The organism is Streptomyces sp. NPDC046349, assembly GCF_055587885.1.
Genome location: NZ_JBVJFK010000013.1, coordinates 15,257 through 39,888, shown reverse-complemented (window position 1 = coordinate 39,888; position 24,632 = coordinate 15,257). Strand labels below are relative to the sequence as shown.

Sequence of the window (24,632 nt, the reverse complement as noted above, 5' to 3'; positions counted from 1 at the left end):
TGATCCCGTTGTCGTTCGCACAGCGTCGGTTGTGGTTCATCGACCGGTTCGAGGGGCCGTCGGCCACGTACAACGTCCCCTTCCTCGTGCGGTTGACCGGCGAGCTCGACCCCACTGCCCTGCAGTCGGCGGTGCGCGATGTCGTGGCCCGGCACGAGAGCCTCCGTACGCTCATCGTCGTCGACGAGCAGGGCGTCCCCTCGCAGCAGGTGCTGCCGGTGGACGGCGCGCAGCTCGACGTACCGCTGGTGGAGGTCGCTCCCGACGCGGTCGACGAGGCCGTCCGCCGGGCCACCGGACACGCCTTCGACCTGGCGGCGGAGATACCCGTCCGCGCCACCCTGCTGCGCTCCGGCGAGCGTGAGCACCTGCTGCTCCTGCTGGTCCACCACATCGCCAGCGACGGCGAGTCGATGGAGCCGCTCTCCCGCGACCTCGCCGCCGCCTACACCGCCCGGCTGCGCGGCGAGGCCCCGCAGTGGGCCGACCTGCCGGTGCAGTACGTCGACTACACGCTGTGGCAGCGGGAGCTGCTCGGCGACGAGAACGACCCGGAGAGCGTGGTCTCCACCCAGGTCGCCTACTGGAAGGACGAGCTCCAGGGCGTGCCGACCCCGCTGCGCCTGTCCACGGACCGTCCGCGCCCGCCGGTGGCCAGCCACCGCGGCGACACGGTCGGCTTCCCGATCGACGCCGAGCTGCTCGCCGCCGTCGAGGCCCTGGGCCGCCAGCGGGACATGACCGTCCCGATGGTGCTCCAGGCCGCCCTCGCCGTGGTGCTCCAGCACCTGGGCGCCGGCCACGACATCGCCATCGGCTCCACCGTCGCCGGCCGCACCGACGACGAACTCGCCGACCTGGTCGGCTTCTTCGTCAACACCTGGGTGCTGCGCACGGACCTGTCCGGCGCCCCCACCTTCGACCGGGTGCTGGAGCAGGTGCGCCAGAAGGCACTGACGGCCTACGACAACCAGGACGCGCCCTTCGAACACCTGGTGGAGGTCCTCAATCCCGAGCGCTCCACCGCCTACCACCCGCTGTTCCAGGTCATGTTCACCTGGGAGAACGACGCCTGGATCGACCTGGACCTGCCGGGTCTGGAGCGGGCGCGCTTCGAGGTGCTCGCCACCCCGACCGCCAAGTTCGACCTGGAGTTCAACTACTTCTCGGACCCCGAGGGGCCGGGCATGCTCTGCTACCTGGAGTACGCCACCGACCTGTTCGACCGCTCCACGGCGCAGTCCGTCGTGGACCGCTACCTGCGGGTCATCCGCGAGGTCGTCGCCCGCCCGGACCGCCCAGTCGCCCTGGCGCCCGTGCTGGACCAGGACGAACTGGACACCCTGGTCGGCGAGTTCAACGACACGGCCGTCGAGCTGCCCCGGGTGTCGGTCGGCGAGCTCTTCGAGCGCCAGGCCGCCGCCACCCCGGACGCGGTCGCGCTGGAGGCCGGGGAGGAGACCCTCACCTACCGCGAACTGGACGCGCGGGCCTCCCGGATCGCGCGGGAACTCACCGCCCGCGGCGTGGGCGCCGAGACCCTCGTGGGCGTCGCCCTGCCGCGCACGGCCGACCTGGTGGCGGGCCTGCTCGGCGTACTCAAGGCCGGCGGAGCATACCTGCCCATCGATCCCAGATACCCCAGCCGCCGACTCGACTTCATCCTCGAGGACGCCGCGCCCGCGCTGATCCTGACCGACGCCGAGACCGTCGGCGTACTGCCGCCCACGGAGGTCCCGCGGCTGTTCGTCGGCGACATCGGCTCCGGCGCCCCGCAGGAGGCGCAGGCTCCCGCCGCCGGCGCCCGGCCGGAACAGACCGCCTACGTCATCTACACCTCGGGCTCCACCGGTACGCCCAAGGGCGTCGCGATCACCCACGCCAACGTGGTCAACGACGTCCTGGGCCTGGCTGCTGCCATCGGCGTCGGCGCCGGGACGCGCGTACTGGCCGGCACCTCGGTCAACTTCGACGTGTCCGTCTTCGAGATCTTCGCGACCCTCTGCTCCGGCGGCACCGTCGAACTGGTGCGTGACGTACTGGTGATCGGCGAGCGCGGCGGCTGGAGCGGCGGCGTGATCAGCACCGTCCCGTCCGTCTTCGCGGAACTCCTCGGACAGGTCGGCGACGGCATCGCCGTCGACACGGTGGTCTTCGCCGGCGAGGCGCTCCCCACCTCACTCGCCCGGCGCGTCCGCGAGGCGATCCCCGGCGTCCGGGTGGTCAACGCCTACGGGCAGAGCGAGTCCTTCTACGCCACCACCTTCGCCCTGCCCGCCGACGAGGAGTGGGACGGCGCCGGCAGCGCCCCCATCGGCTCCCCGCTCGGCAACGTCCGCACCTACGTCCTCGGCCCCGGCCTGCTGCCCGTCCCGGCCGGGGTGGTCGGCGAGCTGTACGTCGCCGGCGAGATCGGCCGCGGCTACTTCGGCCGCGCCGCCCTGACCGCCGACCGCTTCGTCGCCGACCCCTACGGCGCCCCCGGATCGCGCATGTACCGCACCGGCGACCTGGCGCGCTGGAACACCGCCGGGCAGCTGGAGTACGCGGGCCGCGACGACGCGCAGATGAAGGTGCGCGGCTTCCGCATCGAGCCCGGCGAGATCGAGGCCGTCCTGACGGCCCACCCGGGCGTCGCCCAGGCCGTGGTCACCATCCGCGAGGGCCGCGGCAGCAAGCAGCTCGTCTGCCACGTCGTCCCGCTCGACGCCGACCAGGGCGGCTTCGGCACCGTCGCCAGCCTCGGCGACCTCGACGTCGACCTCACCACCAACGTGTCCGTGCGCGAGCTGCGGCGCTTCGCCGCGGGCCGGCTGCCCGAGTTCATGGTTCCGTCCGTGTTCGTCATGGTCGGACGGCTGCCGCTGACCGCCAACGGCAAGCTCGACCTGGCGGCCCTGCCCGAGCCGGACTTCACCGGCGGCGAGTACCGCGCACCGCGCGACGCCGTCGAGGAGGTCCTCGCCGCCGTCTACGCCGAGGTCCTGGGGCTGGACCGGGTCGGCATCGACGACGACTTCTTCGCCATCGGCGGCGACAGCATCCGCTCCATCCAGGTCGTCTCGCGCGCCCGCAGCGGCGGCGTGGAGGTCAGCCCGCGGCAGATCTTCGACCACCGCACCGTCGCCGAGCTGGCCGCGGTCGCCACCCTCGGCGCCGAAGCCGGCACCGGGCCGCAGCTCGCGGAGCTCGACGGCGCTGGCACCGGCCGGATGCCGCTGCTGCCCATCGGCGAATACCTGCTCGAACTGGGCGCGGACACTGACCGGTTCGCCATGTCGACGGCCGTCGAACTGCCCGAGGGCATCGACCGGTCCGACCTCGCCGCCACCCTCGCCGCGGTCCTGGACCGCCACGACATCCTGCGCTCCCGGCTCGTCACCGGCGACGGGGGCGCCGCCCTGGAGGTGGCCGCGCCCGGCTCGGTCGACACCGACGCGCTGATCCACCGCGTCGAGTGCGACGGCACCTGGGACGAGCGGTGGTACGAGCAGGCCCGCGCCGAGCTGGACGCGGCCACCGGACGGCTGGACGCCGCCGCCGGCACCATGGCGCAGTTCGTCTGGTTCGCCCCGCAGAACGGTGCGGGCCGGATGCTGCTGGTCCTGCACCACTTCGTCGTCGACGGCGTGTCCTGGCGCATCCTGCTGCCGGACCTCGCCGCCGCCTGGGAGCAGGTCCGCGAGGGCCGCACCCCCGAACTGCCCGCGACGGGCACCTCGGCCCGCCGCTGGGCGCACGCCCTGGCCGACGAGGCGCAGGAGCCCGGACGCGTCGCCGAACTCGCCCTGTGGCGCTCCGTCGTGGCGGGCCCCGACCCCCTCCTCGGGTCGCGCGCCCTGGACCCCGCCGTCGACACCATGTCCACGGTCGACCACACCTGGCTCACGCTTCCCGTGCCGGTCACCGAGACCCTGCTGACCACCCTCCCGGCCGCCTTCCACGGCGGCGTCAACGACGGACTGCTCGCCGCACTGACCCTGGCCCTCGCCCGCTGGCGCGAGGCCCGCGGCATCGACGAGTCCTCCGCGCTGATCCGGGTCGAGGGACACGGCCGCGAGGAGGACGTCGTCCCCGGCGCCGACCTGTCGCGCACCGTGGGCTGGTTCACCACCATGTTCCCCGCCCGCCTCGACCTCGCCGGGATCGACCTCGACGACGCGTTCGCGGGCGGCCCCGCCGCCGGCGCCGCGGTCAAGGCCGTCAAGGAGCAGCTCCTGTCCCTCCCCGACAAGGGTGTGGGCTACGGTCTGCTGAGGTACCTGAACCCGCAGACCGCAGACGTGCTGCGCCGCTACCCCACCGGCCAGATCGGCTTCAACTACCTCGGCCGCTTCTCGTCCTCCTCGGACGTGCCCGAGCACCTGCGCGGCCTGGGCTGGACCCTCGCCGAGGGCACCACCGAGCTGATCGCGCAGCCGGGCGGGCGGATGCCTGCCCTCTCCACCCTCGACGTCGGTGCGCTCGTCACCGACACCGAGCAGGGCCCGCAGCTCACCGCCCGCCTCGCCTTCCCCGCGGGCCTGCTCGCGAAGGAGGACGTCGAGGAGTTCGCCGAGCTGTGGAGCGCCGCCCTGACGGCCCTCGCCCGGCATGCCGCCGCGCCCGGCGCGGGCGGCCTGACCCCCTCGGACGTACCGCTGGTCCGGGTGGGCCAGGAGGAGATCGAGGCCTGGGAGGAGCACTATCCCGGGCTGGAGGACGTCTGGCCGCTGACCACCATGCAGGACGGCCTGCTCTTCCACGCGCAGCTCGCCGGATCCACCTTCGACGCCTACCAGATGCAGCTCGTCTTCCACCTCGCCGGCGAGGTCGAGCCGGCCCGCATGCGGGCCGCCGGCCAGGCACTGCTCGACCGGTACGCCAACCTGCGCGCCGCGTTCGTGTACGACGCGGCCGGCGACCGCGTGCAGGTCGTACGGGACCGGGTGGAGCTGCCCTGGCAGTACCTCGACCTCAGCGGGTTCGGCGAGGAGGGCCGGGAGGAGGCGCTGAAGCGCTTCCTCGCGGAGGACCACGCCTCGCACTTCGACCTGACCCGGGCCCCGCTCGTGCGGATGTCCCTCGTCATGATGGCCCCCGACCGCTGGGAGCTCGTCTTCACCGCCCACCACGTCCTCTTCGACGGCTGGTCCATCCCGGTCCTCATGCAGGACCTGCTGCGGCTGTACGGCTCCCAGGGCGACGCCTCCGCACTGCCGAGGGTCCCCGGATACCGCGACTTCCTGGTGTGGCAGGCAGGCCAGGACCGCGAGGCCTCCGCCCGCGCCTGGGCCGCCGAGCTCGCCGGGGTCGAGTCGCCGACGCTGATCGCCCCGGACGCGCGCACAGCGGCCGATCCGGCCGGCATCGGCCAGATCGACATCCCGCTGTCCGCGGACGACGCCCGCGAGCTCGGCCGGCGCGCCGCCGAGCTGGGCCTCACCCTCAACACCCTCGTCCAGGGAACCTGGGCGCTCGTACTCGCCGGACTGACCGGCCGCCAGGACGTCGTCTTCGGCGCCACCGTCTCCGGCCGCCCGCCGGTCGTCCCCGGCGTCGACGCAATGGTGGGCCTGTTCATCAACACCCTGCCCGTGCGGGTCGAGTGCACCCCCGGCGCCACCCTCGGCGGGCTGCTGCGCGACCTGCAGAACCGGCAGAGCGCCCTGCTCGACCACCACCACCACGGCCTGCTGGACATCCACCGCTCGGTCGGGCTGAACGTCCTCTTCGACACCCTCGTCGGCTTCGAGTCGTACCCGATCGACGGCGTCGCCATCAAGGAGGCGAACTCGGCCGCGGGCATCTCGGTCACGGGCATCAGCCCGCTCAGCGGCGCACACTACCCGCTCGTCGTGATGGCCTTCGCCGACCCGCACCTGCGGGTGGCACTCCAGTACCAGCACCACCTCTTCGACCCGGAGACCGTCGAGGGCATCGCCGCCCGCTTCGCACGGATCCTCCAGGAGCTCGTGGCCGACCCCGACGCCCGCGTCGGCTCGGTCCACGTCCTGGAGTCCGCCGAACGCGCCCGGGTCCTCCAGGAGTTCAACGACACGGCCGTCGACGTACCCGGCAGGACCGTGGCCGCCCTGTTCCAGGAGCGGGCCGCGGCCACGCCGGACGCCGTCGCCGTCGCCTCCGGCAGCCGCACCCTCACCTACCGGGAGCTGGACACCCGGGCCAACCGGCTGGCCCACGTCCTGGCCGCCCGGGGCGTCGGACAGGAGTCCGTCGTCGGTGTGGCCCTGCCGCGTTCGCCCGAGCTGATCACGGCCCTGCTGGCCGTCCTCAAGTCCGGCGGCGCCTACCTGCCGGTGGACCCCGAGTACCCGGCCGAGCGCATCGCCTTCATGCTGGGCGACGCCACCCCGACGCTGCTCCTGACGGACACCGAGATCGCCGCGGGCCTGCCCGACGGGGCCTGCCCGCACCTCGTCCTCGACGACCCGGACACCGCCGCGGCCGTCGACGCGGCCCCCGGCGACGCGCCGGCCGCCGCCGCCCACGACCGCGTCGACCAGCTCGCGTACGTGATGTACACCTCCGGTTCGACGGGCCTGCCCAAGGGCGTCGGCGTCACCCACCGGGCCGTCGCCGGCCTCGCACTGGACCGCTGCTACCGCGGCGGCGCCCACGAGCGGGTCCTCGTGCACTCCGCGCAGTCCTTCGACGCCTCCACCTACGAGCTGTGGGTCCCGCTGCTCGGCGGCGGCACCGCCGTGGTGGCGCCCGTCGGCAAGCTGGACGCCGGAGCCCTCGCCGCCGTCATCACCGAGCAGCGGGTCACCGCGCTGTGGCTGACCGCCGGCCTGTTCAAGGTGATCGCCGACGAGAACCCGGAGTGCTTCGCCGGCGTGGCCGAGGTGTGGACCGGCGGCGACGTCGTCTCCCCGGCCTCGGTGACCCGCGCCCTGCGGGCCTGCCCCGGGCTGAAGGTCGTCGACGGCTACGGCCCCACCGAGACCACCACCTTCGCCACCACCCACCCCATGCCCGACCCCGAGCGCGTCGGCGAGCCGATCCCGATCGGCCGCCCGATGGACAACATGCGGGTCTACGTCCTGGACGCGGGCCTGCGCCCCACCCTCCCGGGCGTCCCCGGCGAGCTGTACATCGCCGGCGCGGGCCTGGCCCGCGGCTACGCCCACCGCTCCGCCCTGACCTCCGAGCGCTTCGTCGCCTCCCCGTTCGGCGTCCCCGGCGAGCGCATGTACCGCACCGGCGACGTCGTGGCCTGGACGCCGGACGGCGAACTCGTCTTCCGGGGCCGCGCCGACACCCAGGTCAAGATCCGCGGCTTCCGCATCGAGCCGGCCGAGGTCGAGGCCGCCCTGGCCGCCCACCCCGACGTCGCACAGGCCGTCGTCACCTGGAACGAGGACCGGGCCGGCGAACGCCGCCTGGTCGGGTACGTGGTCCCGCGCGTCGACGGCTCCGACACCTCCGGCGCCGAGGAGCAGGTCGACGAGTGGGAGGAGATCTACGACGACCTCTACGCCGTCTCCGACGCCGCCTGGGGCGAGGACTTCACCGGCTGGAACTCCAGCTACACCGGCGGGGCGCCCATCGCCCTCGACGAGATGGCCGTGTGGCGCGACGCCGCGGTGGAGCAGATCACCAACTGGTCGCCGCGCCGCGTCATGGAGATCGGCGTCGGCACCGGCCTGCTCATGTCCCAGACCCTCGGGCAGGTGGAGGAGTACTGGGGGACCGACATGTCGGCCGCCGTCGTCGACCGGCTGCTGGTGCAGGTCGAGCAGACCGGCTTCGGCGACCGCGTGCACCTGCGCCACCAGAACGGCGACGACGTCCGCGGGCTGCCGCGCGAGCACTTCGACCTCGTCGTCATCAACTCGGTCGTGCAGTACTTCCCCGACGCCGAGTACATGGACCGGGTCCTGGCCGGCGCGATGGAACTGCTGGCCCCCGGCGGCCGCATCCTGATCGGCGACGTCCGCAACGCCGCCACGCTGCGGCTCTTCCGCAGCGGGGTGCAGCGGGCGCTGCACCCCGAGGCCTCCGCGTCGGTGAGCCGCGCCGCCGTGGCCCGCGCGATCCTCATGGAGAAGGAGCTCGTCCTCGACCCCGAGTGGTTCACCCGGTGGGCCGAACGGCACGGCGCGGGCGGCGTGGACATCCGGCTGAAGGCCGGCCGCCCCCACAACGAGCTGACCCGCCACCGCTACGAGGTCCTCCTGCACAAGGCGCCCGTAGCCGCCACCGACCTGCACGACGTCCCGGCCCTGCGCTGGGGCCGCCAGGTCGAGGACTTCTTCGGCCTGGAGGAGTTCGTCCGCGGCCACGGCGAGCAGCCCGTACGCGTCACCCGCATCCCCAACGCGCGGCTCGCCGACGAGGTCGAGTCCGCCGCCGCGGTCGGCGTGATCGAGGCGCCCGCCGTGGCCGGCCCCGTCCTCGACCCGCAGGACCTGCGCGAATGGGCCGCCGAGCGGGGCTGGGGCGTCCTGCTCACCTGGTCGGCCGCCGCGGCCGAGTGCTTCGACGCGGTCATCGTCCCCGCCGGTCCCGTCACGGACCAGGTCTTCACCGGCGGCTTCACGCCCTCGGGCCGCGCCGACCGGGTCCTGGCCAACGAGCCCGCCGCCGCGGGCCGGATCGGCACCCTCGTCGGGGCCCTGCGCGGCTACCTCCAGGAGCGGCTCCCGGAGCACCTGGTGCCCTCCTCCGTCGTCGCCATCGCCGAGGTGCCGCTGACGCCCAACGGGAAGCTGGACCAGCGGGCCCTGCCCGCCCCGGACTTCGCGGCGGCCGCCACCGGCCGCAACCCGCGCACCCCGCAGGAAGAGGTCCTGTGCGGCCTGTTCGCCGCGGTGCTCGGCCTGGACCGGGTCGGCATCGACGACGACTTCTTCGCCCTGGGCGGCCACTCCCTGCTGGCCACCCGACTCGTCAGCCGGATCCGGCAGGTCCTCGACGTCGAACTGCCCATCAGGGTGGTCTTCGAGGCCCCGACCGTCGTCGAGCTGGTGGAGCACCTCGCGGCCGGCGCGCCCGTCCGGGCACCGCTGCGGCGCACCGCCGAGCGCCCGGACTCCGTACCGCTGTCGTTCGCCCAACGCCGCCTGTGGTTCATCGACCGGTTCGAGGGCCCCTCGGCGACCTACAACGCCCCCTTCCCGCTGCGCCTGACCGGTGAGCTGGACCTGCCGGCGCTCCGGGCCGCGCTGGGCGACGTCGTGGCCCGCCACGAGAGCCTGCGCACCCTGATCGTCGAGGACGCCGACGGCGTCCCGGCCCAGCACGTGCTGCCGGCCGACGAGGCGCGGCTCCAGGTACCCCTCGTGGAGGTGGCACCCGGCGCTCTCGCCGACGCCATGGCCGAGGCCTCGGCGTACCTCTTCGACCTGGCCGCGGAGATCCCGGTACGGGCCCCCGTGCTCCGGATCGGGGAGCAGGAACACATCCTTGTCCTGCTCATCCACCACATCGCCAGCGACGGCTCCTCCATGGCCCCGCTGGCCCGCGACCTCGCCGCCGCCTACGCGGCGCGCAAGGACGGCGGCGCCCCGCAGTGGGCGGAGCTCCCCGTCCAGTACGTCGACTACACCCTGTGGCAGCGCGAGGTGCTCGGCGACGAGGAGGACCCGGCCAGCGCGCTCGCCGCGCAGGTCGGCTACTGGCGCCAGGAGCTGTCCGGCGTGCCGCAGCCGCTCCAGCTCGCCTCCGACCGCCCGCGCCCGCCGAAGGCCTCCCACCGCGGCGACGCCGTGGAGTTCGCCCTGACCCCCGAGGTCGCGGCCGCGGTCGAGGAGCTGGCGCGCCGCAGCGGCGCGACCTCCTCCATGGTGCTCCAGTCGGCCCTGGCCGTCCTGCTGCACGGCCTCGGCGGCGGCGACGACCTGACGATCGGCTCCCCGATCGCCAACCGCACCGACGAGGCCCTCGCGGAACTCGTGGGCTTCTTCGTCAACACCTGGGTGCTGCGCGTCGACCTGTCGGGCAACCCCGCGTTCACGGAGCTGCTGGAGCGCGTCCGGGCCAAGTCCCTGGCCGCGTACGACAACCAGGACGTGCCCTTCGAGCGGCTGGTGGAGGTCCTCAACCCCGAGCGCTCCACGGCCTATTCCCCGCTCTTCCAGGTGATGTTCGCCTGGCAGAACTTCGCCCGGAAGGACTTCGCGCTGCCGGGCCTGCAGGTGGAGTTCGAGCGGGTCCGCACCGAGACCGCCAAGTTCGACCTGTTCTTCAACATGGCCGACCTGCCCGGCATGGGCGTGGTGGGTCTCCTGGAGTACGCCACCGACCTGTTCGACCGGGAGACCGCCAAGGCCCTCGCCGACCGCTTCGTACGGGTCGTGGGCCTGCTGGCCGCCGCCCCCGAGCAGCGGGTGGCCTCCGTGGAGCTGGTGGACGGGGCCGAACGCGAGCTGGTGCTCCACGGCTTCAACGCCACACAGGAGCCGACCCCCGAGGTCACCGTTCCCGCCCTGTTCGAGCTCCAGGCCGCGCGGCGGCCCGACGCGGTCGCGCTGGTCTGCGGCGACGAGTCGCTGACCTACCGCGAGCTCGACGAGCGGGCGAACCGGCTGGCACGCGAGCTCGGACGGCACGGCGTGGGACCCGAGAGCGTGGTGGGCGTCGCCCTGCCGCGCACCGCGGACCTGGTCGCGGCCCTGCTCGGCGTCCTGAAGGCCGGCGGCGCCTACCTGCCGATCGACCCGAAGTACCCGAGCCGGCGCCTGGAGCACATCCTGGCCGACGCCCGGCCGGCCCTGCTGCTGACGGACGCGGCCACCGCCGGCGTCCTGCCGGAGAACGGGCCCACCCGCCTGTACCTCGGCGACCTGGCCCTCGGCGCCCCCGCCGACCCGGCCGCGCCCGCGCCCGCGGCCGTGCTGCCCGGCAACGCCGCGTACGTGATGTACACGTCGGGCTCCACGGGAGTCCCGAAGGGCGTGACCGTCACCCACGCGGGCGTCGTCAACGGCCTGCTGCGGCTCGCCTCCACGATCGGCGTGGACTCCGGCACCCGTACCCTCGCCGCCGCATCCGTCAACTTCGACGTCTCCGTCTTCGAGATCTTCACCACGCTGGCGGCGGGCGGCACCGTCGAACTGGCCCGCGACGTCCTCGTCATCGGCGAGCGCGGCGGCTGGACCGGCGGCGTGATCAGCACCGTTCCCTCCGTCTTCGCCGAGCTCCTCGACCAGGTCGAGGGGAAGATCACCGCGGACGCCGTGGTCTTCGCCGGCGAGGCACTGCCCGCGTCCCTGGCCGCCCGGGTCCGCGACGCCGTCCCCGGCGTGCGGGTGGTCAACGCGTACGGCCAGACCGAGAGCTTCTACGCGAGCACCTTCGCGCTCCCGGCCGACGGCGAGTGGGACGCCGCGCACACCGCCCCGATCGGAGCACCCCTGGGCAACATGCGCGCGTACGTCCTGGGCGCCGGCCTGGCCCCGGTGCCCGTGGGCGCCGTCGGCGAACTCTACGTCGCCGGCGACATCGCCCGCGGCTACCACGGCCGCGCCGCACTGACCGCCGAGCGTTTCACCGCCGACCCGTACGGCGCTCCCGGATCGCGGATGTACCGCACCGGCGACCTCGCCAGGTGGCGGGCCGACGGGCAGCTGGAGTACGTCGGCCGCGGCGACGCCCAGCTCAAGATCCGCGGGTTCCGCATCGAGCCCGGCGAGATCGAGGCGGCGCTGACCGCCCACCCCGGCGTCGAACACGCCGTGGTGACCGCCCAGAGCACCCCCGACGGGTCCAAGCGCCTCGTCGGCTACGTGGTCGGCTCGCCGGACTCCGGCGGCCAGGTCGACGCGCAGGGCCGCTTCGAGGCCGACATGACCTCCGGCCTCAGCATGCGCGAGCTGCGCCGCTTCGTCACCGGCAGGCTGCCGGAGTTCATGGTCCCCGCGGTCCTCGTACCGCTGGACCGGCTGCCGCTGGCCCCCAACGGCAAGCTGGACCGCGCGGCCCTTCCCGAGCCGGACTTCACCGGGGAGAGCTACCGCGCACCGCGCGACCGCACCGAGGAGGTCCTCGCCGCCGTGTACGCCGAGGTCCTCGGCCTGGAACGGGTCGGCATCGACGACGACTTCTTCGCCATCGGCGGCGACAGCATCCGCTCCATCCAGATCGTCTCCCGGGCGAAGGCCCAGGGTGTCGTGGTCAACCCGCGGCAGATCTTCGAACTGCGGACGGTCGCCGAGCTGGCCACCGCCGCCGGCGCCCAGGACCTCGGCCCCGCCCTCGCGGAACTGGAGGGCGGCGCTACCGGCTCCATGCCGCTGGCACCGATCGCGCAGTACATGCTCGGACTCGGCGGAGGCTTCGACCGCTTCTCGATGTCCGCGGCGCTCGAACTGCCCGAGGGCATCGACGAGGACGGCCTGACCGCCGTACTGAACACGGTGCTCGACCACCACGACATCCTGCGCTCCCGCCTCGTCCTCGACGCCGGCGGCAGCCTGGAGGTCCCCGCTCCCGGCACGGTCGACGCGGCCGCGCTGGTGCACCGGGTCGCCTGCACGGGCACCTGGGACGAGACGTGGCTGGAGACGGCCCGGGCCGAACTGGACGCCGCGACCGGCCGGCTGGACCCGACCTCCGGCACCATGGCCCAGTTCGTCTGGTTCGCCCCCGAGCGGGGCGCCGGCCGGCTCCTGGTGGTCCTGCACCACCTCGTCGTCGACGGAGTGTCCTGGCGCATCCTGCTCCCCGACCTCGCCACCGCGTGGGAGCAGGTCGAGGCGGGCTCCGCCCCGGCCCTGCCCGCGGTCGGCACCTCCGCCCGCCGCTGGGCCCACGCCCTCCTCGACGAGGCGTCCGACCCCGACCGCATCGCCGAACTCGCCCGGTGGTCCGAGCTGCTCGACTGCGACGACCCCGTCCTCGGCGCGCGCCCGCTGGACCCGGCGGTGGACGTCATGTCCACCGTGGAGTCGGTCTCCCTGGAGCTGCCGGAGCAGGTCACCGAGGCCCTGCTGACGACCCTGCCCACGGCCTTCCACGGCGCGGTCAACGACGGCCTGCTGGCCGCACTCGCCCTCGCGGTGACGCAGTGGCGCGCCGACCGCGGCGTCGAGGCGTCCTCGACCCTGATCCGGCTGGAGGGCCACGGACGCGAGGAGCAGGTCGTGCCCGGCGCCGACCTGTCCCGTACGGTCGGCTGGTTCACCAGCATGTTCCCCGTACGCCTCGACCTCGCCGGGCACGACGTGCAGGAGGCGATCTCCGGCGGCGCCGCCGCGGGCGGCGTCCTCAAGGCCGTCAAGGAGCAGCTCCTGGCCGTCCCGGACAAGGGAGTCGGCTTCGGCCTCCTGCGCCACCTGAACCCGTCCACCGCCGCCGAGCTCGACTGGCGCCCGACCCCCCAGATCTCGTTCAACTACCTGGGCCGGGTCGCGGCCGGCACCCCGGCCGACGGCCGGCAGGGCCCCGGCTGGACCCTGGCCGCCGACGCCCTCGGCCTCGCCGCCGACCTCGACGCGGACATGTCCGCGCTGTCCACCGTCGAGATCAGCGCCTACGTCACCGACACCGCCGACGGCCCCCGGTTCAACGCCCGCGTCTCCTACCCGGCCGGCGTCCTCGGGCAGGCCGAGGTACGGGAACTCGCCGACCTGTGGGTGCGCGCGCTGGAGGGCTTCGCCCACCACGCCGCCACCCCCGGCGCCGGCGGCCTGACCCCCTCCGACGTCCCGCTGGTCCGCCTCACGCAGAGCGAGATCGAGGGCTGGGAGGAGCAGTACCCGGGCCTGGCCGACGTCTGGCCGCTGACCCCGCTCCAGTTCGGTCTGCTCTTCGAGACCATGCGCCTGGGGGAGGACGCCTTCGACCCGCACATCGTGCAGGTGGCCTTCCACGTGCAGGGCCGGGTCGACGCGGCCCGCATGCGGGTGGCGGCGCAGGCTCTCCTCGACCGGTACGCCAACCTGCGCACCGCCTTCGTCACCGACGCGAACGGAGACCTCACCCAGCTCGTGCTCGACCGGGTCGAACTGCCCTGGCGGGTCGCCGACCTGCGCGGCCTCGACGAGAGCACACGCGAGGAGGGGCTGGAGCGGATCCTCGCCGAGGACCACTACGCCCAGTTCGACCCGGCGAAGCCGCCGATGCTGCGGGCCTCGCTGGTCCAGCTCGCCGAGGAGACCTCCGAGCTGGTGCTCACCGTGCACCACGCGCTCTTCGACGGCTGGTCGTTCCCGCTGCTCGTGCGCGACCTCGCGTACCTGTACGCGTCCGAGGGCGACGCCTCCGAGCAGCCGCGGGTGCCCGAGTACCGGGAGTTCCTGCGCTGGCTGTCGCGGCGCGACGACAAGGCCGCCGCGGCTGCCTGGGCCAAGGAGATGGAGGGCGTCGCCGAGCCCACCCTGCTCCCCGCCGAGACCCCCGCGGACGGCGGTGACGACGCCCGCGTCGGGCAGGTCGACGTGCCGCTGCCGCTGGACGAGGCCCGCGCCCTGAAGAAGCGCGCCGCCGAACTGGGCGTGTCCATGGGCACCCTGGTCCAGGGCGTCTGGGCGCTGATGCTCGGACAGCTCACCGGCAGGCGGGACGTCATCTTCGGCACGACCGTGTCCGGCCGGCCCGCGGAGGTGCCCGGCGTCGACCAGATGGTGGGCCTGTTCGTCAACTCTCTGCCCATCCGGGCCGAGTACGGGCCCGGCGACACGCTCGCCCAGGTGCTGCGCAACCTCCAGGAGCGCCAGACGGCGCTGCTGGACCACCACCACTTCGGGCTCCACCGCATCCAGCGGGAGGCCGGCCTGAAGGAGCTCTTCAACACCATCGTGCTCTTCCAGTCCTTCCCGGTCGACAAGGAGGCGCTGGGCGCGGCCAACACCGCGGCGGGCGTGTCCTTCACCGGCATCCGGCCCTCCGCCGGCGCCGCCTACCTCGTGGGCCTCGCCGCCGACGCCGAGCCCCACCTGCGCATGATCCTGCAGTACCAGCGGCAGGGCATCAGCGCGGCGACGGTGGAGCGGATCGCCGAGCGGGTGCTGCACATCCTGCGGCAGCTCATCGCCGACCCGGAGATCCCGGTGGGCGCGCTGGACGTCCTGCACGAGGCCGAACGCGAGCGCCTCCTGCTCGACTTCAACCGGACGCGGACCCAGGAGCCGGCGCTCACCCTGCCCGCCCTGTTCGAGCGGAAGGCCGCCGAGGCCCCGGAGGAGATCGCGGTCCTCTTCGAGGACCAGAAGGTGACCTACGCGGAACTGGACGCGCGGGCCGACAGGCTGGCGCGCATCCTCGTCGAGCGCGGGGTCGGCCCGGAGACGGTCGTCGGCGTGGCCCTGCGGCGCTCGCCGCAGTGGCCGGTCGCGGTCCTCGCCGTGATGAAGGCGGGCGGCGCCTATCTGCCGCTCGACCCGGCCTACCCGGCCGAGCGGCTCACCTACATGGTCGAGGACTCCGGGGCCGGACTGATCCTGGTGGACCGGGCGACGTCCGACCGGCTGCCCGACCTCCCGTCGGAGCTGCTGACCCTGGACGCACCGGAGTTCGCCGAGGCCCTGGACGGCGCGGACGGCACACCGCCGGACGACGCGCAGCGGCTCCGGCCGCTCGCCGTCACCAACACCGCCTACGTCATCTACACCTCGGGTTCCACCGGGCGGCCGAAGGGCGTGGCCGTCACCCACACCGGCTTCGCCAACATGGTGGCGGAGGTGACCGGGCTCCTGGGCATCACGGCCCGCAGCCGCGTCCTGCAGTTCGCCTCGCCGAGCTTCGACATCTCCGTCGGCGAGATGTGCATGTCCCTCTTCGCCGGGGGAGCGCTGGTCATGGCGGACCCGGACCGGCTCGCCCCCGGGGCGCCGCTCGCCGAGACCGCCGACGCGTTCGGGGTGACCCACGCGATCCTGACGCCCACGGTGCTCGCCGCGATGCCCGCCGGATCGCTGTCCTCGGTCGAGGCGCTGATGGTGGCCGGCGAGGCCGCCTCGCCGGAACTGGTCGCCACCTGGTCGGCCGGCCGCCGGATGTTCAACGGCTACGGACCGACGGAGACCACCATCGGCGCGACGGCCGGCGAGCTCGTCGCCGGCACCGCCGTCACCATCGGCCGGCCCATCCGCAACACCCGCGTCTACGTGCTGGACTCCGCGCTGCGGCCGGTCCTGCCGGGCGTGCCCGGCGAGCTCTACATCGCCGGCGCCGGCCTGACCCGCGGCTACGTCGGCCGGCCGGACCTGACCGCCCAGCGGTTCACGGCCTGCCCGTTCGGGGAGCCCGGCGAGCGCATGTACCGGACCGGCGACCTGGTCGAGTGGACCCCCGAGGGAGAGCTCGTCTTCCGCGGCCGCACCGACAACCAGATCAAGGTGCGCGGCTACCGCATCGAGCTCGGCGAGATCGAGACGGCCCTCGCGGCCCACCCGACGGTGGACCACGGCGTCGTGACCGCCCGCGACAACCTGGCCGGCGACAAGCAGCTCGTCGCCTACGTCATCCCCGCACCGGGCGAGAGCGTGGTGGCGGAGGACCTGCGCAAGCACCTCACCAGCCGCATGCCGGAGTACATGGTCCCGTCCGCCTTCGTCACCCTGGAGCAGCTGCCGCTCACCCCGAACGGCAAGCTCGACCGGGACGCCCTCCCCGACCCGGAGTACAGCGGCGGAGTCGACTACCGCGCCCCGCGCAACCCGCTCGAGACCACTCTGGCGAAGCTGTTCGCCGAGGCCCTCGAACTGGAGCGGGTCGGCATCGACGACGACTTCTTCGACCTGGGCGGCCACTCGCTGCGCCTGACCAAGCTCATCAGCCGGATCCGCGCGGTCCTGGGGGCCAAGGTCCCGATCCGCGTGATGTTCGGGGCCACCACCGTGGCCAAGCTGGCCGAATACCTCCAGGACCAGGTCAAGTCGGCGCAGGCGCCCGTCTTCGCGGACCCCTTCGCGGTGGTCCTGCCGATGCGGACCGAGGGCTCCAAGGCGCCCCTGTGGTTCGTCCACCCGGGCGTCGGACTGTGCTGGTCCTACGTGGGCCTCGCCCAGCTCCTCGGGGACCGGCCGGTGTACGGCATCCAGGGCCGCGGCTTCGACGGCACGGGCCGGGCCGAGTCCACGCAGGCGATGCTCGACGACTACCTGGAGCAGATCCTCGCGGCCCAGCCGGAGGGCCCCTACCACCTGGTGGGGCACTCCACGGGCGGCACGTACGCCCACGCCCTCGCCGCGGAACTGAAGCGGCGCGGACACCAGGTGGCGCTGCTGGCCCTCATGGACAGCCCGCCGAGCGGCTGGTTCCGGCACATCGAGGACCCGGTGAACATGCCGGAGGTCCGGGAGTTCTTCAAGGAGTTCTTCATCGGCTCCGGCGTGGACGAGGACCGCGAGGCCCTGGTGGAGAACGGCAGCCACCTCTTCAAGTCGCACGCCGAGATGCTCCTGGAGTGGGACTCGCCCGTCTACGACGGCGACGCGGTCTTCTTCAACGCCACCCAGAACCCGGACGAGTCCTACGCCGCCATCTGGGCCCCGCACATCGGCGGCACGGTCCACGAGTACGACATCGACGCCACGCACATGGGCATGCCGAAGGCCCAGCCCGCGGCCGAGATCGCCCGCATCATCAACCAGCACCTCGGGGGGAACTGACCATGACCGGGACATCGGCCGGCGCGCAGGAGAAGGAGGCGGCGGCCTTCGTCGACCGCCTCGGCATCAACGAGGAGTTCTTCTGGCTGCGCGGGCACCGGCCCGAGCACCCCGTCGAGGTCAACGACTACGGCATCGTCAACGTGTACGGCTACAAGGAGGTGCTGGAGGTCGTCGGCGACCCGAAGACGTTCTCCAGCGACGTCGCCGAACTCATCGCCGGTGACGTGGAGATCGACCCCGAGTTCAGCGACGGCACCCTGCTGCAGTCCGACCCGCCGGACCACACCAAACTGCGCAAGATCATCAGCAAGGCGTTCACCCGCGGGATGGTCGCGGCCCTGGAGCCGCGGATGGTCGAGATCACCCACGAACTGCTCGACGCCGTGGACGGCCGGGACAGCATCGAAATGGTGAACGACCTGGCCTACCCCATGCCGATCATCGTCATCTCCGAGCTGCTCGGGGTGCCGCAGAGCGACCGCGACCTGTTCAAGACGTGGGTCGACCGGATGGCCCACAGCGCGGTCGCCCTCACCTCGGGCGACCGCGACCTCGACGAGGACGTCGACGCCCAGGCCGCCATGCGCGTGGTCCCGGAGATGTTCCAGTACCTGCGCGAACACGCCGCCGAGCGCCGCACCAAGCCCCGGGAGGACCTGCTGACCAAGCTCGTCGAGGCGGAGGTCGACGGCGAGCGGCTCAGCGACAACGCGGTGGTGAACTTCGCCAACGAGCTGCTCGTCGTCGGACACGCCACCACCAGCGCACTGCTCGGCAACACCCTCCTGTGCCTGGACGCCTACCCCGAGCACCTGGCCGCCGTACGCGGGAACCCGGACCTCACCCCGGGTCTGATCGAGGAGTCCCTGCGCTATCTCAGCCCCATCGCGACGGCCTACAAGGCGTGCGTCGCCGAGGGCGAGCTGGCCGGCGTCCCGGTCCACCCGGGCCAGCTCGTCGCGATCTCGCTCTCGGCAGCCAACCGGGACGAGCGCATGTTCGCCCGCCCGCACGTCTTCGACCCGTACCGCGACCCCAACCCGCACATCGGCTTCGGCCGGGGCATCCACTTCTGCCTCGGCGCGCCGCTGGCCCGGATGGAGGGCCGGATCGCCACCGACATCCTGCTGGACCGCTTCCCGAAGATGCGGACCGACCCGGACAACCCGCCGGCCTTCCTGCCGCTGCCCCACGTCATCTCGACCTCGGAGCTTCCGCTCCTCGTCCGATGAGGCGCCGACCCGAGGCCCGTGACCGGGCCGCCGAAGGAGACCCCCGATGACCACCACGAGCACCCCCCTCGACAAGTGGGAGATGCATCCACGGCACTTCTGGCTGCGCGGCATCCGTCCCGAGGCGCCCGTCGAGTACGACCCCGAGGTCGGGATGTGGCACGTCTACGGCTACCCGGAGACGCTCGAGATCCTCAGCGACCCCGCGACGTACTCCTCCGAGGTCGCCGCCCGCTACGTCAGCCCGGAACAGGCCGCCGTCGCCTTCGACGGGAACCTCACCCAGGCCGACCCGCCGGAGCACCAGAAGCTGCGCAAGCTGGTGGGCCGCACCTTCACCCTGAAGATGGTCGCCGAGCTGGAGTCGCGCATCGCCGCCCTCACCCACGAGCTGCTCGACCGGATCGAGGGCGACACCTTCGACCTCGCCGAGGCCCTCGCCTACCCGCTGCCCGTGATCGTCATCTGCGACATGCTCGGCATCCCCCGCGAGGACCGCGAGCTCCTCAAGGAATGGGCCGACCAGTCCCTCATGGCGAGCACCCAGCTCACCACCCACCAGGGCGACAAGGTGCAGGAGGAGTCCCTCGACACCCAGGCCGAAGCGGCCATGGCGATGGGCTTCTACATCCTCGAACTGGTCACGCAGCGGCGCGCCGAGCCCCGGGACGACCTGCTGTCCCGGCTCGTCGAGGCGGAGGTCGACGGCGAGCGGCTCACCGACCGGCAGATCGTCAACTTCGCCAACCTGCTGATCTCGGCCGGCCACATCACCACCACCATGCTGCTGGGCAACACCATCCTGTGCCTGGACGCCTTCCCCGACGTGGACCGGCGGGTGCGCGAGGACAGGTCGCTCGTGCCGACCCTGCTGGAGGAGTCCCTGCGCTACCTGAGCCCGCTGGCCGCGGGCTACCGGGTCACCACCCGCGACGTGGAGATCGGCGGGGTGAGGATCCCCGAGGGGGACGTGCTGGAGGTCTGGTTCTCGGCGGCCAACCGGGACGCCCGCGTCTTCGAGGACCCGGACGTGTTCGACCCGGCCCGGACCCCCAACCCGCAGATCGGCTTCGGCCGGGGCATCCACTTCTGCCTCGGCGCCCCGCTCGCGCGGCTGGAGGGCCGGGTGGCCATGAACATCCTGTTCGACCGCTTTCCGAAGCTGCGGGTGGACCCGGACGACAGGCCGACCTTCCTCAGCTCCCCGGAGTTCACCGGGGTCTGGCGGCTCCCGATCCGGGTCGACTAGCCGGCCGGCGGCCCGGACCCGGACCCCCGCGGGTCCGGGCCGCCCGGCCCCCAACCACCCGCACGACCCGCACGACCCCGTGAGGCATACGCCGGCCGCGGGCCGGCGTATGCCTCACGGGCGGTCTCCACTGGGCACGACGACACCGGCCACCGGAGCCGGCGCAGGACAAGGAGCATCTCTTGACCCACTACGACGTGATTGTGGTCGGCGCGCGCTGCGCCGGGGCTCCCGCCGCGATGCTGCTCGCGCGCGCCGGCTACCGGGTGCTCATGGTCGAGCGCGGTACCTTCCCCAAGGACACCCTCTCCACGCTCTACATCCACCAGCCCGGCGTCGCCGCCCTCGCCCGCTGGGGCCTGCTGCCCGCCGTACGGGACACCGGCGCCCCCGCCCTGGACCGCGTCCGCTACACCCACGGCGACATCCGGCTGGAGGGCTGCTCCTGGGCCGCCGAGGGGCAGCGCGCCGCCTACGCGCCGCGCCGCTACCTGCTCGACCCGATCCTCGCGCAGGGCGCCGTCGACGCGGGCGTCGAGTTCCGCGAGAACTGCTCGGTGAGCGACCTCGTCTTCGACGGCGACCGCGTCGTCGGCGTCCGGCTCGGCCCAGGCGCGGGCGGCGCCGTCGAACGGGCCACCCTCGTCGTCGGCGCCGACGGCATGCGCTCGACCGTCGCCGCCAAGGTCCGCGCCCCGCTGATCGCCGAGGACCCCACCTCGACGTGCGCCTACTACTCGTACTGGTCCGGCCTCCGGCCGGGCTTCAGGCTGTTCGACACCCCCGGCCACTGGGTCGGCACGGTCCCCACCAACGACGGTGCGACGCTCGTCGCCGGCTACTTCCCCCAGGAACAGTTCGCGAGCGTCCGAGGCGACGCCCTGAACGCCCTACTCACGAACGTCGAGAAGACCGCCCCCGAGCTGCGCGAGGAGATGGCCGCCGGCGCCCGCCTCGAACGCGTCTACGGCACCGGCGACCAGCGCAACTTCTTCCGGCAGGCCGCCGGACCCGGCTGGGCGCTCATCGGGGACGCCGGCCACCACAAGGACTCGATCACCGCACGCGGCATCACCGACGGCTTCTTCCAGGCCCAGCTCCTCGCGGACTGCATCGGCGACGGCCTCCACGACCCCGACCGGCTGCGGGCGGCGCTGCACGCCTTCGCCGAACAGCGGCTGGAGGCCCTCATGCCCGAATACCACGCCACCTTGAAGACGGCCCGGCTGGACCCGCCGCCGCACCACGTCGACCTGCTGCGGGCCATCGCCACCAGCGGCGACCTGACCGACCGGTACTTCTCGACGCTGTCCGGTGTCTGCCCGATCGACGAGTTCGTCACCCCCGAACTGCTGGACCTGATGGAAGAGATGGACATGAAAGGACTGAACGGATGACCGACGGGACGACCGGAGACGACCGGACGCCGCTCACCTTCGGGCAGGAGCTCATCCGCTCCGGGCACCGGGCCGGGCAGGAGGGGGCGTACGGCCACCACCCCGTCGTCGCCCTCCGGCTCACCGGCACCCTCGACCGCGGCGCGCTCACCTCCGCCCTGAGGGGCCTGGTCGCCCGGCACGAGCCGCTGCGCACCACCTTCCACGGGCCCGACGGCGACGGCGACGGCCCGGCCCGCGCACGCGTCTGGCCGGCGGGACCGGTCGAGCTGGAACACGCCGACCTCTCCGGCCTCGCCGCGCCCGGTACGACCGCCGACCGCCTCGAAGCCCGCGTCGCGGAGCTGGCCGCCCGCCCCTACGATCTGGCCTCCGGCCCGCTGCTGCGCTCGCTCCTGATCCGCCTCGGCACCGACGAGCACCTGCTGGTCCTGAACGCCCACCGCATCGCCGCGGACAGCCGCTCCCGCGCGATCATCACGGCCGAGCTGGCCGAGCTGTACGCCGCGGCCGTCGCCGGGCGCACCGCCCGGCTCCCCGCACTGCCCGTCCGGTACGCGCAGTACGCCGCCGAGCAGCGCGCCCGCGTCACCGACGCCGAGCTCGCCGCACAGCTGGACCACTGGCGCGGCCGGCTCGCCGGCCTGCCCGCACTGCGGCTGCCCACCGACCGGCCCCGGACCCGGGCGCGCGGCCGGGCCGCCGCCCGCCACGGGTTCCAGGTCCCGGCCCACGCCGCGCGCGGGCTCGCCGACGCGGCCCGCGCGCACGGCGGCACCCTGTTCGCGGGCCTGTTCGCCGCCTGCCAGGTGCTGTTCTCCCGGCACACAGGCCAGGAGGACCTGGCTCTGGGCACCCTGGCGTCCGGTCGGCCCCGGCCCGTCCTCGACGGCCTGGTCGGCGCGTTCGACAATCCGCTCCTGGTGCGCGCCCGCGTACGCGCCGAGGCGCCGTTCACCGAGGTGCTCGCGGACGGCGTCGCCGCACTCGCCGAGGCCCTCGCCCACCAGGACGTCCCCTTCGAGCGGGTGCGCGCCGCCCTCGGCGAGGGCAGGGACGCCGGCGACACCCCCGACATACAGGTGATGGTGGTGCTCCGCGGCGCCGACGAGGCCGCCGAACCGGCCCGCACTCCCGCCCTCGCCGTGAGCACGGTCCAGCCGCCCGGGATGCCCGCCGCCCACGACATCACCGTGGAGTTCACCGAGACCGGCACGGGCGGGCTGGCCGGCGTACTGGAGTACGACGCCGCGCTCTTCGACGCGGTCACCGCGGAGCTGCTGGCCCGCCACCTGTCGGTCCTGCTCGCCGCCGCGGCGGCCGACCCCGCCCGCACCGTCGAGGAACTCCCCCTCGCCGACGAGGAGGAACTGCGCCTGCTCACCACCGAGTGGGCCGTCAACCGGGCCGACTTCCCCGCCGACCGGTGCGTGCACGAACTCGTCGCCGAACAGGCGCGCCTGCGCCCCGACGCGGTCGCCGTCACCGCCGGCCTGGAGACGCTGACCTACGCCGAGCTGGACGCCCGCGCGAACCGCCTGGCCAACCTGCTCGTCGCCGACGGCGTCCGGCCCGGCACCTTCATCGCCGTCTGCCTGCCCCGCGGCCCCGAGCTCGTCACCGCCCTGCTCGCCGTCCTCAAGGCCGGCTGCGCCTACCTGCCGCTGAACCCCGACTACCCGCAGGACCGGCTCGGCTTCATGCTCTCCGACGCCGAGGTGCCGCTCTGCCTCACCGAGTCCTGGCTGACCGGAAAGCTGCCGTCCGCCGGCGCCCGGACGATCGCCCTCGACGAGCAGGACGAGGCCCTCGCCGCCCAGCCGACCGGGGCGCCGGACGTCCCGGTCACCGCCGACGACCCCGCGTACATCATGTACACGTCGGGCTCCACGGGGACGCCCAAGGGGGCCGTGATCGGCCACCGTTCGGTCGTCCGGCTCTTCTGCAACGCCGACTGGGTCCGGCTCGGCACCGACGACGTCATGGCCCAGGGCTCCGACGTCACCTTCGACGCGGCCACGCTCGAGATCTGGGGGCCGTTGCTCGCGGGCAGCCGGATGGTCGTCATCGACAAGGACACCCTCCTCGACCCGGCCGAGCTCACCGCCGCGCTGCGCCGCCACGGCGTCACGACCCTGTTCGTGACCACCGCCGTCTTCAACCAGATCGTCGCCGCCGACCCGTACGCCTTCGGTGCGCTGCGCCACGTCCTCTTCGGCGGCGAGGCGGCCAACTCCGTGCGCGTGGCCGAGGTACTGGCGGCCGCCCCGCCGCAGCGGCTCGTGAACCTCTACGGACCGACCGAGACCGCCGTCCTCGGAACCTGGCACCTCATCCGCGAGGCCGACGAGCACATGCCCGTCCCCATCGGCCGGGCCGTCGCGAACACCACCGCCTACGTCCTCGACGACCGTCTGCGGCCGGTGCCGATCGGGGTGGCGGGCGAGCTGTTCATCGCCGGCCCCGGAGTGGCCCGCGGCTACCTCAACCGGCCCGAACTGACCGCCGACCGCTTCCTGGACAACCCGCACGGCGAAGCACCCGACCACCGCATGTACCGGACCGGCGACCTCGTCCGCTGGACCAGCGCCGGGGTCATCGAGTACGTCGGCCGGGCCGACCACCAGGTCAAGGTGCGCGGCTACCGCATCGAGCCCGGCGAGATCGAACTCGTCCTCCAGCAGCACCCGGACGTCGGCGTGGCCCTCGTCGTCGCCCTCGCCGACGGCGAGCACAAGCGCCTCGTCGGCTACGTGACCCCCGCCGCGGCCGGGCGCCGCCCGCAACCGGCAGAGCTGCGGGAGTTCGTCTCGGCCCGGCTGCCCGTCCACATGGTGCCCTCCGCCCTGGTGTGCCTTGAGCAGTTCCCGCTCACCCCCAGCGGCAAGGTCGACCGCAGGGCCCTGCCCGCCCCCGAGCACGCGACCGCCCCCGCGGAGGTACAGGAGCCCCGTACGGGAGCCGAGCGGCTGCTCGCGCAGATCTGGTCCGACGTGCTCGGAGTCCCCGCCGTCGGCGTCACCGACAACTTCTACGAGCTCGGCGGCGACTCCATCCTCGGCATCAGGGTGGTCGCCCGGGCGAAGAAGGCCGGACTGGTCATCTCCGCGAAGGACGTCTTCCGCAAGCAGACGATCGCCGAACTCGCCACCACCGCCGTCGTCGTGGCGGAAGCCGCCTGAGGACCTGACCG

The 24,632-nt window shown here is 73.4% G+C and carries 5 protein-coding genes; all 5 read left to right on the top strand.

The annotated features are described in order from the left end of the window. The first annotated feature begins 8 nt into the window (after positions 1 to 8). The 5 genes from ACZ6JS_RS28060 to ACZ6JS_RS28040 all read left to right on the top strand — a co-directional run bounded on the left by ACZ6JS_RS28060 (position 9) and on the right by ACZ6JS_RS28040 (position 24,621). Positions 9 to 17,558 carry an amino acid adenylation domain-containing protein gene (locus tag ACZ6JS_RS28060; RefSeq protein ID WP_469301992.1) on the top strand — a complete coding sequence of 5,850 codons (17,550 nt, stop codon included), beginning with the start codon at positions 9 to 11 and terminating at the stop codon, positions 17,556 to 17,558. 2 nt (positions 17,559 to 17,560) lie between these two features. After that, positions 17,561 to 18,793, top strand: coding sequence for a cytochrome P450 (locus ACZ6JS_RS28055; protein ID WP_469301991.1), 1,233 nt, complete (start codon positions 17,561 to 17,563; stop codon positions 18,791 to 18,793). A 46-nt stretch (positions 18,794 to 18,839) separates the two neighbouring features. Beyond that, the gene (locus ACZ6JS_RS28050) at positions 18,840 to 20,042 is read left to right on the top strand and encodes a cytochrome P450 (RefSeq protein ID WP_469301990.1); all 1,203 of its coding nucleotides are present in this window, start codon (positions 18,840 to 18,842) and stop codon (positions 20,040 to 20,042) included. 182 nt (positions 20,043 to 20,224) lie between these two features. Continuing rightward, a complete protein-coding gene (locus tag ACZ6JS_RS28045; protein WP_469301988.1) occupies positions 20,225 to 21,439 on the top strand; it encodes an NAD(P)/FAD-dependent oxidoreductase in 1,215 nt (404 codons plus the stop codon). Further along, on the top strand, positions 21,436 to 24,621 hold the full coding sequence (locus tag ACZ6JS_RS28040; protein ID WP_469301986.1) for an amino acid adenylation domain-containing protein: 3,186 nt from the start codon (positions 21,436 to 21,438) through the stop codon (positions 24,619 to 24,621). The genes ACZ6JS_RS28045 and ACZ6JS_RS28040 overlap by 4 nt, the downstream gene beginning before the upstream one ends. The last annotated feature ends 11 nt before the right edge of the window (positions 24,622 to 24,632 follow it).

What these genes read in the sequence shown, in the direction of transcription:
- ACZ6JS_RS28055 (WP_469301991.1), top strand. Translation starts at nt 17,561, where the DNA reads ATGACCGGGACATCGGCCGGCGCGCAGGAGAAGGAGGCGGCGGCCTTC.
- ACZ6JS_RS28050 (WP_469301990.1), top strand. Translation starts at nt 18,840, where the DNA reads ATGACCACCACGAGCACCCCCCTCGACAAGTGGGAGATGCATCCACGG.
- ACZ6JS_RS28040 (WP_469301986.1), top strand. Translation starts at nt 21,436, where the DNA reads ATGACCGACGGGACGACCGGAGACGACCGGACGCCGCTCACCTTCGGG.